A 9,867-nucleotide genomic window follows, 5' to 3' on the forward strand; every position below is an offset into this window, starting at 1 on the left:
GACACCAGCCATGACGACCGACACGAACAAGCCAAAATGGATCAAGCTGGAATCGCCGGCCGGAGCCGCAGCCAAGGCCATAGCCAAGGCTGCATGGAAGATCGTCTGCGATAGCGGCGAAACCTCTGGCGTGGCCGAATGGCCCGAGGGTAGCGGCCAGCATATCTGGTGGCGGGGCGCCGAGACGGGCGAGGGCTGCGATTTCGCCGACTACAGCGCCGGCGACTACCAATCGACCGTCAAAAGCGGAATCGCCATGCGCTGGATCGCCTAACCCACCCCCACGCCAGGAGCGCCAGACATGAGCACTGAAACCAAACCGCAGACGACGCACACGCCGGGGCCGTGGGCCGCCGCCCATTTCCCGAGCGAGACGGAGAACCGCTACTGTATTCGGGGCGCGGGCGACTTCTTCTGCACCGTCGACTCGCGAGCGCCGCGCCTCGTTCGCGAAATGCAGTCCAACGCCCGCCTGATCGCCGCCGCCCCGGACATGCTGGACGCGCTGCGGCTGGCGCTCGACTACTGCGAGTCGGGTGCCGTAGATGACTCCATTCCGGGGACGCTTAGCGAAACGATCCGCGACGCCATCGCCGCAGCCACCGGAGCCACGCCATGAAGTGGTACCTATCCCGCACCATCGGCGGCTACTGGGAGCCGGCCGAACAGATGCCGGTCGGCAAGCCGTTCGCATCGCGCGAGGCTGCGGTGGAAGCCTGCGAGGAGCGGAACTGCGAGCCGTTCGCCAACTACTCCGTCATCCGCGACCCGGACGAGGCTGAGGACGAGGCCGCAGACGCAGCGGAGCGAATCGAGTGCCGCCGCTGCGGCGAAGTCGAGCCGTGCTCTGACCGGTTCCTCTGCGCGACGTGCCAGGGTCGGATGGATCGGGAGGACGCATGACCGACCCCGACGCCGCCGCCGTGGAGGCCGTGGCGAAGGCGATTGCCGCGCACGTAGAAAGCGAGTACGCGGATGAATGGACTTGTGAGGCCGAGGTTGCCCTCGCCGCCCTGTCCGCCCTCGGCTGGGTGGACGGCACGACCAAGGCCAAGCTGGTGCAGCGCGTCAACAACCTGGAGCGCGGGCTCGACACCGTGACCCGCGAACGCGACGCGCTTCGTGCGGCGCTGGAACTGATCGCTGCGCCAGTGCGCGCGGACGGAACGTGGAATAGGTGCAGAGAGGCGTGCGAACAAATCGCGCGCGAGGCGCTTAACCTCGGAAAGACGACACCATGAGCAGCAAGAAGTACACCGTTGCGTTCACCCCCAAGCAGCTAGCCACCGCTGATGAAGTGCTGGCGTGGGCGCTCCGGCAAATCGATGTACTGCTCATGGAACAGCAGTGCGACGAGATGGAGCGGGAGTTGCGGAATCTCGAAGATCTCCGCATACATCTGGCTGTGCAGGCGAAGGGCACGCCATGACGATCGCGCGGTTTGACATGGACCACTACGACGGAATGCAAAAGTGCGCAGACGGCGATTACATCCTCTATGCCGACCACACCGCAGCCATGGCCGAGGCTGCCGGCGCGGGATGGGTGAAGTGCTCGGAGAGGATGCCGGCGAGCGGCGAGTGCGTATTGGTCGCGGGCGAACTGCTGGCGGTTGGCCACCGCGTCGCCGTCTACATCGAGCACCCAAGGAACTACCTGGAAGGTCGAACCACGGAGTGCCTATGGGCGACATCCGCCGGACCGTACGCCACGAGTTTCGCCACCCACTGGCGCCCATTGCCACCACCGCCCACCACCACCAGCGACGACGGAGAGACGACGCCATGACCACCACCGACGACGCCGACCGCGAAGCGCCCACCGAACCGGGCATCTATCCGGTGATCGTCGCAGACGAGGACGGCAGCCACTACACCTGCGCGCAGTGGGACGGCGAATGCTGGCGCCTCTGGTGCGATATGTTCGACCCGCCCGAGTGGGACGTGGCTCAGCATCTCAGTTCGCGCATCATGCTCTGGGCCTTGCCAGGGCGCGCCCTTGCCGCCCCCAGCGCCCCGACGCCGCCCGAGGTGGGGGATGACTTTCACATGGCGTACCGGCTCAAGTGCGACGCAGAATCCAAGGAGGCCCTGGTCCAGCGCGACGCCGCCCTGGCGGATGCGGCTGCTATGCGGAAGGCGCTGTCCACCGTCACGGACGCGATGGTCGACGCGGCGCAAAACGCGTTCTTCGCCGAGGCGCACGAGCCGCACGGCATGCACGATCCGTCGGCGGCCTGGGAGGCTGCCATTCGCGCCGCCTACGACGCCGCCAACGCGAAGGGGACGGGGTGACAGATGACGAGGACGCCCCCGAGCGAATCCCGCACCCGCAGTGGCGCCGAGCGATGCGCCACCCGATCAATCGCCGGCTGAGCGGCCAGACGGGCAGGCACCCGCAGCGTCGGACGTGGGTCCGCTTTTGGGACCGCGCCGCATGCCATCCTGACAAGGCGCCGACGTACACGGGGTGACACTCCGCACTCCTTGCACCGATCACCGTGCGCGCCCTAGATATTGCCGCTTTGTACGCATATTCCCCTGTTACTAGCCAGAGGAGATCACCCGTGGCCCGACGTCCGTTCTATGCCCCCAACGCCGAGACCGCGCTCCTGGAACGCTGGCGCAGCGATGGGCGCATCCGCGCGGTGGGCGCGCTGACGTGCCACGGCGGCCTCATGTCCGGCAAGCACCTGGCCGGCGTGCTTGGCATCAGCCCGCGCGGGCTGCGGCAATTCCTGGTCAAGGACGACGTCATCACGGTCGAGATCCACGAGGGCAACAAGGGATCGGGCGAGACGTGGTACCGCTTGAACATGCGCGCCCTGCCGCCGCCGGCAGAATCACCGCCGCTGCGCATCGCCGCCCCCAAGCGCCCTATGACCGGGCCGCGTCCCCGCAACTGCGGTCCAGTGGCGCTCATGGAGTCGCGCGCAGGCTGAGGGCATGCCTCGCAACGTGAAAGGCCAGCCGCGCATCGGCGGTCGTATCAAAGGGACGCCGAACAGGCTAACGCAGGACGTCATGGATCGCCTGGCCGAGCTTGGTTGCGATCCGATCGAGGGCATGGCGCGCATCGCCATGGACGAGGGCGCGCCGATCGAAGTGCGCAGCCGCATGTACTCCGAGCTTGCGCAGTACGTCGCGCCGAAGCGCAAGGCGATCGAGCATAGCGGCGAGATCAAGGGCGACGGGCCGCAGGTGCGGATCATCCTGCAACAGCCGGCCTAGTGGACCTGTCGCTCCACGTTCGGCAGTCTGAGGCGTTCCTCTCCGAAGCGACCGAGATCCTGTACGGCGGCGCAGCGGGTGGGGGCAAAAGCCATATGATGCGCGTGGCGGCAATCGCCTGGTGCGCGCAGATCCCGATGCTCCAGGTCTACATTTTCCGCCGCACGTTCCCCGACTTGCGCAAAAATCACATGGAGGGGCCGTCGTCGTTCCCGGCGCTGTTGGCCGAACTGCTCGAATCAGGGCATGCGAAGATCAATTACAGCGAAATGACCATCGGCTTTTGGAACGGCGCCAAGATCCACCTGTGCCACTGCCAGCACGAGCACGACGTCGAGACCTATCGTGGCGCCGAGATCCACGTCCTGATGATGGACGAGCTGACCCACTTCACCGAGCCTATGTACCGCTTCCTGCGCGGGCGCCTGCGCCTGGGCGGCCTGCTGGTGCCGCTGCCTATGCGAGGCCGCTTCCCGCGCATCCTCTGCGGCTCGAACCCCGGCGGCATTGGTCACAACTGGGTCCGCGCGTCGTGGGTCGATCCGGCCGCGCCGATGAAGCTCTGGCGCGCTGGCCGCGACGAGGGCGGCATGCTGCGCCAATTCATCCCTGCCAAGCTGGCCGACAACCCGACGCAGGATCCCGAGTACGCCGATCGACTCGCGGGCCTGGGCGATCCCGCGCTCGTGCGCGCGATGCTCGATGGCGATTGGGACATCGTCGCGGGCGGCATGTTCGACGACGTGTTCGACGCGACCAAGCACGTCCTGGAACCGTTCCCGATCCCGCGCGGCTGGCGTGTCGATCGCTCCTTCGATTGGGGATCGTCCAAGCCGTTCAGCATCGGCTGGTGGGCGGAAGCGGATGGCAACGACGTCGACCTCGGCGGCGGTCGCATCCTGCGCTTCCCCAAGGGCACGCTCATCCGCTGCTCGGAGTGGTACGGCTGGTCGGGCAAGGCCAACGAGGGTTGTCGCATGCTGGCGACCGAGATCGCCCGCGGCGTGCTGGAGCGTGAGCGCGAGATGGCCCGCCCCGGCGGCATCCTGCACGGGCACACCGTCGCACCGGGACCGGCAGACTCCGCGATCTACGCCACCGAGAACGGCGCGTGCATTGCCGACGACATGGCGCGCGTGGGCTGCCGCTGGACGCCAGCGATGAAGGGGCCGGGGTCGCGCATCAACGGCTGGGAGCGCATGCGCCGCCTCCTGGCCGACGGCAAGCAGCGGCCGATGGAACGGCCTGGCCTACTGGTGTTCGCGACGTGCCGGCACTTCCTGCGCACGGTGCCGGTACTGCCGCGCGATTCGTCGAAGTCAGACGACATCGACACGGACGCGGAGGACCATATAGCCGATGAGGTTAGATACCGCATATCGCTAGTAAAACGTGAAGCCGGATCAGTCGCTATCCCGTAAAAAGTAGAGATTGTTCGGTGATAGCGGGTTGCATACTTCGCCCATGCAAGTCACCGTCATCAGCGCGACGTGCCAAGAGTTCATGGGCGTGCGCTTCTACCTCTGCGGTCACTACTACCAGCACCGGGGCCGTCGCCTGCATCGCGCGGTGTGGGAGGCGGCGAATACGAAGGTGCCCCAGGGCTATCACGTCCACCACGTCGACCACGACCGATCGAACAATCAGCCCGGCAACCTCGCGCTGCGCCGTGCGGCTGAGCACCTGAGCGAGCACATGCGGGAGCCTGAGCGGATCGCCAACGCGCGCCGGTACGTGAAGCGCGCCATCGCCGCTGCGCCTGCGTGGCACGCGACCGAGGAGGGCCTGGACTGGCACTCCAAGCACGCAAAGGAGCAGACCCAGCACCACACGGACAAGACGGTCAGGAAGAAGTGCGACCACTGTGGCAAGGCGTTCGTGGTCACGCGACTGACACGCACATCGGCACGCTTCTGCCACAATAATTGCAAGTCGGCGTGGAGGCGGGCCAGCGGCATCGACGACATCACGCGAGAGTGCGCGGTGTGCGGCAAGTCGTTCGTGATCAGGCGCTATCTGACGACCAAGACGTGCGGGCCGAAGTGCGGCGCGGAGTTACGCACATTGCCCTGATTCAACCGATGCGCCCCCGCAACTGAGCGTCAGTAGAGGTTGAACGCGCGCCCCGGCACGGTGGCCGCGTGCCCTCCTTCGTCGTCGGCAAGCCGCTCCCCCGTCACGACGCCTACGCCGCTCAGGTGCAGGCGCGATCGTTCTGGTGCCGGTCCTATTGGGCCGACTTCGCGTTCGCCTCGGGCGTTGACGCGGCCGGCCTCGCCATCCTGCCGCAGCACAAGCGCGAGACCGACGAGCGGTACAACGTGCGCCGCTCGATGGCCAAGGCGCGCAAGTACGCGCGGGCCATCGTCGACCGCTACAACGACCACGCGAACCGCATCCCGGCCAAGCGCCAGGACGCGGTCGGGGGAACACCCTACGCCGACCTCCTGCTGGACGCCACCGGCGCCGGCATGTCGCTCGCCACGTTCATGCGCCGCGCGATGCGCTGGGCGCAGGTCGAGCGGTGCAGCTACGTGCTCGCGGACGCCAACGTGGAGGGGGTCTACCTCTCCGCTGCCCAGGAAGCCGCAGCCGGCAAGCGTGGCGTGCTGCGCCTGGTCCGCGCTGACCAGGTCATCTGGTGGGCCGACTGGCAGGGCCAGGTCGACGAGGCGCTGATTACGTTCGTTGATCGCGGCGGCGCTATGTTCGCCTGGTACGTCACGGCGTCGACCGTCCAGCGCATCGACTACGGCACCGTCGATGGCGCCGAGAAGATCACCGCCATCGGCCCGGCGCTGCCGCACAGCTACGGCGGCTGCCCGCTCGTGCGCTACGAGCCCGAGACCAACGACGGCATGGAAGCCGCCAACGACTCGCAGGCGGCACCGCTGGCCGAGTCGATGAAGCGCATCCTCAACCTCGACTCGTGGCTCAACGAGGAGCTGGCGAACGGCACCTTTACGACCGTCGTGTTTCTGGGCGTCGACAAGGACCAAGTCCAGGACGTCGTCGTTGGCGCCGGCAAGGCGCTCTGTATCCCCGGCACTGGCGACCGCGCGCCGTCGATCGACACGCTCGGCTCCGACCCGGCGCAAGCCGACAGCCTGCGCACCGAGCGCGCCGAGGAGATCGCGGAGCTCTACCGCGTCGCCGGCCTATCGCCGGGCAACCCGACCGAGGCCGCTGCGCCCGAGAGCGGTGTGGCCAAGGCGTTCGCGTTCAACGAGGTCGAGGCGCGGCTGTCCGCGCTGGCCGATGCCGCCGAGGCCACCGAAAACCTGGCGATCAAGCGCCTGGCGGCCGGCTTTGGCTGGGAGTACCCCGGCGATGCGAATTGGCCGGACTCGTTCGCGACGCCGGACCTCGCTGCGGAACTTGAGGTCGCCATTCGCACGTCGACCTCGCCGCTGCCACAGGTGCTCAAGGATGAGCAGACGCGCAAGTACGCGGCGGCGGCATTCAGGCTGACGCCCGAGAATCAGAAGCGGTTGGACGACGAGATCGCGCAGTCAGCGGTGGATACCGCCGCGCGTGCCGCCGACCCCTTCACCAATCCACAAGCGCCTGGCCGGATGGCTGGGACGTAACGCGCTCGGACGAGCGCGAGGAGAGCGAGCATGACGGACGTCGATGTCGAATTGCAGGGCGGAATCAAGATCAAGCTCCCTGAGGAGCAGGCGACCGCCTACACCGCAGCCCGCGCCAAGGACAAGGCCGAGCGCGAGACGCTGGCGCAAGTCGCTGGCGCCGCGAAGGCCGAGAAGGACGCCGCCGCCGCTGCTGCCGCCAAGGCCGAGAGCGAAAAGCAGGCGATGGAACTCACCAAAAAGGGCGAGTTCGACAAGGCGCGCGAACTGCTGACCGCCGAGCACACCAAGCGCATCGACTCGTTCGCCGGCAAGTACCGCGACACGCACCTACGCGCGCAAGTCGCCGGGCTGCCCGCGCTGCTCAAGCTGCCGGATGCGAAGGCGCAGACCGCGTTGGTCGATGATGTCGTTGCCCAACTGAGGGGCAGTTGCCGGTTCGACCTCGACTCTGATACGCTCCAGGTCATCGGGCAGGACGGACGTCCGGCCTTGGCGAGCGACGGGAAGCCGATGCAGGCGGACGCCTTCATCGCGCAGTTCCTGGAAGCTCGGCCCTATCTGCGCCAGCCGACCAAGACGCCTGGATCAGGCGGTGCGGGAGCGGGCGAATCCAAGTCCGGCCCATCCATCACCCAATCGGCCTTCGAGGCCATGTCGCCCAAAGACCGCGCGATTCACTTCGCCGCTGGCGGCAAGCTTCAAGGCTAAACGGCGCTCAGCGCGCCAGAATCGACTCCTGTCATGGCCAACACCCTCACCTCGCTCGCGCCGGTCATCTACGCCGCCGCTCGCATCACCCCCCGCGAAATGGTCGGCGTCCTCGGCGCCATCCGCCGCGACTTCGACGACAAGGGCATGGCCAAGGGCGACACGCTCAAGGTGCCCGTGTCTCCTGCCATGTCGGTCGCGTCCGTCACCGCGTCGCAGACCTTCACCGCCGGCTCGGACCGTGTCGCGTCGAGCAAGTCGATCACCCTGGGCAACTTCAAGGAAGTGTCCTGGAACCTGACGGCCGAGGAGGAGCGTTCGCTGGAAAACAGCCAGTCGGCGCAGGAAATCTTCCGCCAGACCGTCGAGCAGGGCATCCGCGCCATCGTCAACGATGTCGAGTCGGTCGCCTGGCTCGCGTGCTACAAGGGATCGAGCCGCGCGACCGGCACCGCCGGAACCACGCCGTTCGCCACGACCCTGGGCGATCTCACCGCTGCGCGGAGGATCCTGGTCGACAACGGCATCAGCGTGAACGCCGCCGAGTGTTCGGTCGTCATCGACAGCGCGGCCGGCGTCAAGCTGCGCGACCTGACCCCGCTCCAGAAGGTGAGCGAGGCCGGTTCGAGCGACCATCTGCGTCAGGGCGTGCTCGGTGATCTGTTCGGCTTCGCCGTCCGCGAGTCGAATGCGATCGGCGTGCACACCAAGGGCACCGGCGCGTCGTACCTGATCAACATGGCCGCGCACCTGCTGGTTGGCGGTACGGCCGTGACGGTCGACACCGGCACCGGCACCGTGCTCGCGGGCGACATCGTGACCTTCGCCGGCACGACCGCTCACAAGTACGTCGTCAACGCGGCGCTCGCTAGCAACGCCTTCTCGATCGGTGAGCCGGGCGCTCGCATCCAGGAGACCGACAACGACGCCATCACGGTCGGTGCCGACTACACCGCCAACCTGGCGCTGCACCGCAACGCGGCCATCGCCATCGTTCGTCCGGCGCTCCAGCCGGCGGGCGGCGGCGTCGAACAGATGACCGTGACTGACCCGGTGACGGGCCTGTCGTTCCTCATGCTGCGCGTCGTCGGCAACGCCATGACCTCGTACTACATGCGCGCCGTGTACGATGTCTCGGTCGTCAACCCGTTCGGCATCGCGACCATCCTCGGCTAGTCGCTCCTCTAGACCTGAGGGCCCAGGCCCACCCGTGCGCAAGCCGGGTGGGCTTTGGTGTCAGGAGACCCTGACCATGAGCGACGAAGCCCCCACGGTCCGACTGCGCAACGCCCAGGGCAATCTTGCCACGGTCAACGCCAGCGACGTGCAGGAGTGGAAGGCGCGCGGCTACGAGTCCGCCGACGCCAAGCCCGCCGACATCGACGTCGTCGACCCCACCCCCGAGCAGGCCGTGCCTGCCAAGCGCGGTCGCAAGTAACCCGTGCGGCCGGGTGACATCATCTATCTGGTTGCCCTCCGGCAGACGTCGGCGGCGGCTCCGTCGACCGGCAAGTTGATTGCCGACTTCGGGTTCGATTCGTACCTCGATGGTGTCGTCAATGCGTTCACCAAGACCGTGACCGAGGGCGCGACCACGGCCGACGGCTTGTGGCGCGCGTACAAGTTCGCCGTCACCCTGCCGGCCACCGCCGGCCGCGTGCATATCCGCATCACGCCCGCGAGCGGCGCCGACATCGTTTCCCCGAGCGAATGGGAGGGCGAGGTCGAGGCGAACGATCTGGACTCCGTCTACGCCGTCGCTGCCGTGCCTGTTGCCAGCGCGAGCGTGTCGATCGGCCCCAGCGTGGATACGCCGATCACGCTCGACGCCTACCGCCTCAACGACTGCTCGGCCACGCGGCTCGATCAGACCGGCGCGGCGTTCAACCTCACCGGCTACACCAACGCGCGCTTTTCGGTGTGGACGCGCGACCACACCGGCACGCGGTACACGCTCTCGTCCGGCATCACCCTCGGCGGCGTGCTCGGCACGATCGCCTGGTCGGTGCCCGAGGATGCGTCGTTCTACACTCAGATCGACGCTGCCATCACGGCGAGCCAAGATTTCGTCACGCTGTATTACGACCTCGTCGCTGATCAGGGCGGGCTTGCGGCCAAGACCGTGCCGCTGCTTAAGGGCACGATCACGCTGCGGCGCTTCGAGGCGGCAGCATGACCCTGAGCGCCAAAGACCTTCCGCTGACCGCGGCGCAGATCCTCGCGCGACTCAACGCGCTGGGCGCAGCCGGTGCATCGTTTGCCGACGACGTGTTCGCCATCAAGGGATCGGCGGACGCGACGAAGAAGGTGCGCCTGGAGGTCGATGGACTGACCAC

At 67.3% G+C, this 9,867-nt stretch carries 16 protein-coding genes; all 16 read left to right on the forward strand.

Going from position 1 to position 9,867, the window contains the following annotated elements; genetic code table 11:
• Positions 1–274: hypothetical protein (locus H0W38_RS08765; RefSeq protein WP_292452958.1), on the forward strand; the 274-nt coding region annotated here is incomplete at its 5' end.
• Between the two features lie 27 nt (positions 275–301).
• Complete coding sequence (locus tag H0W38_RS08770; RefSeq protein WP_292452960.1) at positions 302–619, forward strand: hypothetical protein; 318 nt, start codon at positions 302–304, stop codon at positions 617–619.
• Positions 616–903, forward strand: a complete 288-nt coding sequence (locus H0W38_RS08775; RefSeq protein ID WP_292452961.1) for a hypothetical protein — start codon at positions 616–618, stop codon at positions 901–903. Before H0W38_RS08770 ends, H0W38_RS08775 begins: the two co-directional genes overlap by 4 nt.
• Positions 900–1,241 carry a hypothetical protein gene (locus tag H0W38_RS08780; RefSeq protein WP_292452963.1) on the forward strand — a complete coding sequence of 114 codons (342 nt, stop codon included), beginning with the start codon at positions 900–902 and terminating at the stop codon, positions 1,239–1,241. The genes H0W38_RS08775 and H0W38_RS08780 overlap by 4 nt, the downstream gene beginning before the upstream one ends.
• On the forward strand, positions 1,238–1,429 hold the full coding sequence (locus H0W38_RS08785; protein WP_292452964.1) for a hypothetical protein: 192 nt from the start codon (positions 1,238–1,240) through the stop codon (positions 1,427–1,429). Before H0W38_RS08780 ends, H0W38_RS08785 begins: the two co-directional genes overlap by 4 nt.
• Positions 1,426–1,788, forward strand: coding sequence for a DUF551 domain-containing protein (locus H0W38_RS08790; protein ID WP_292452965.1), 363 nt, complete (start codon positions 1,426–1,428; stop codon positions 1,786–1,788). Before H0W38_RS08785 ends, H0W38_RS08790 begins: the two co-directional genes overlap by 4 nt.
• Entirely contained in the window at positions 1,785–2,294 is a 510-nt protein-coding gene (locus H0W38_RS08795; RefSeq protein ID WP_292452967.1) for a hypothetical protein, read from the forward strand. The genes H0W38_RS08790 and H0W38_RS08795 overlap by 4 nt, the downstream gene beginning before the upstream one ends.
• Before the next feature lie 272 nt (positions 2,295–2,566).
• Positions 2,567–2,941, forward strand: coding sequence for a hypothetical protein (locus H0W38_RS08800; RefSeq protein ID WP_292452968.1), 375 nt, complete (start codon positions 2,567–2,569; stop codon positions 2,939–2,941).
• A gap of 4 nt (positions 2,942–2,945) precedes the next feature.
• Entirely contained in the window at positions 2,946–3,230 is a 285-nt protein-coding gene (locus H0W38_RS08805; RefSeq protein ID WP_292452969.1) for a hypothetical protein, read from the forward strand.
• Positions 3,230–4,651, forward strand: a complete 1,422-nt coding sequence (locus H0W38_RS08810) for a terminase family protein (RefSeq protein WP_292452971.1) — start codon at positions 3,230–3,232, stop codon at positions 4,649–4,651. The genes H0W38_RS08805 and H0W38_RS08810 overlap by 1 nt, the downstream gene beginning before the upstream one ends.
• 43 nt (positions 4,652–4,694) lie before the next feature.
• Positions 4,695–5,303, forward strand: a complete 609-nt coding sequence (locus H0W38_RS08815) for an HNH endonuclease signature motif containing protein (RefSeq protein WP_292452973.1) — start codon at positions 4,695–4,697, stop codon at positions 5,301–5,303.
• Between the two features lie 260 nt (positions 5,304–5,563).
• Positions 5,564–6,820, forward strand: a complete 1,257-nt coding sequence (locus H0W38_RS08820; protein WP_292452974.1) for a hypothetical protein — start codon at positions 5,564–5,566, stop codon at positions 6,818–6,820.
• 30 nt (positions 6,821–6,850) lie between these two features.
• A complete protein-coding gene (locus H0W38_RS08825; protein ID WP_292452975.1) occupies positions 6,851–7,531 on the forward strand; it encodes a hypothetical protein in 681 nt (226 codons plus the stop codon).
• A gap of 33 nt (positions 7,532–7,564) precedes the next feature.
• Positions 7,565–8,707 (forward strand): P22 phage major capsid protein family protein, encoded by a 1,143-nt coding sequence (locus tag H0W38_RS08830; protein ID WP_292452977.1) that lies wholly within the window; start codon positions 7,565–7,567, stop codon positions 8,705–8,707.
• A 76-nt stretch (positions 8,708–8,783) separates the two neighbouring features.
• On the forward strand, positions 8,784–8,969 hold the full coding sequence (locus tag H0W38_RS08835) for a hypothetical protein (RefSeq protein ID WP_292452978.1): 186 nt from the start codon (positions 8,784–8,786) through the stop codon (positions 8,967–8,969).
• A gap of 3 nt (positions 8,970–8,972) precedes the next feature.
• On the forward strand, positions 8,973–9,707 hold the full coding sequence (locus tag H0W38_RS08840) for a hypothetical protein (RefSeq protein ID WP_292452979.1): 735 nt from the start codon (positions 8,973–8,975) through the stop codon (positions 9,705–9,707).
• Positions 9,708–9,867 lie beyond the last annotated feature (160 nt).

Source organism: Methylibium sp., from assembly GCF_013817365.1.
Lineage (GTDB): Bacteria > Pseudomonadota > Gammaproteobacteria > Burkholderiales > Burkholderiaceae_C > Methylibium.

Coding starts and splice junctions, on each gene's coding strand:
- H0W38_RS08770 (WP_292452960.1), top strand. CDS start 302: ATGAGCACTGAAACCAAACCGCAGACGACGCACACGCCGGGGCCGTGG.
- H0W38_RS08775 (WP_292452961.1), top strand. CDS start 616: ATGAAGTGGTACCTATCCCGCACCATCGGCGGCTACTGGGAGCCGGCC.
- H0W38_RS08780 (WP_292452963.1), top strand. CDS start 900: ATGACCGACCCCGACGCCGCCGCCGTGGAGGCCGTGGCGAAGGCGATT.
- H0W38_RS08785 (WP_292452964.1), top strand. CDS start 1,238: ATGAGCAGCAAGAAGTACACCGTTGCGTTCACCCCCAAGCAGCTAGCC.
- H0W38_RS08790 (WP_292452965.1), top strand. CDS start 1,426: ATGACGATCGCGCGGTTTGACATGGACCACTACGACGGAATGCAAAAG.
- H0W38_RS08795 (WP_292452967.1), top strand. CDS start 1,785: ATGACCACCACCGACGACGCCGACCGCGAAGCGCCCACCGAACCGGGC.
- H0W38_RS08805 (WP_292452969.1), top strand. CDS start 2,946: ATGCCTCGCAACGTGAAAGGCCAGCCGCGCATCGGCGGTCGTATCAAA.
- H0W38_RS08815 (WP_292452973.1), top strand. CDS start 4,695: ATGCAAGTCACCGTCATCAGCGCGACGTGCCAAGAGTTCATGGGCGTG.
- H0W38_RS08820 (WP_292452974.1), top strand. CDS start 5,564: ATGGCCAAGGCGCGCAAGTACGCGCGGGCCATCGTCGACCGCTACAAC.
- H0W38_RS08825 (WP_292452975.1), top strand. CDS start 6,851: ATGACGGACGTCGATGTCGAATTGCAGGGCGGAATCAAGATCAAGCTC.
- H0W38_RS08830 (WP_292452977.1), top strand. CDS start 7,565: ATGGCCAACACCCTCACCTCGCTCGCGCCGGTCATCTACGCCGCCGCT.
- H0W38_RS08835 (WP_292452978.1), top strand. CDS start 8,784: ATGAGCGACGAAGCCCCCACGGTCCGACTGCGCAACGCCCAGGGCAAT.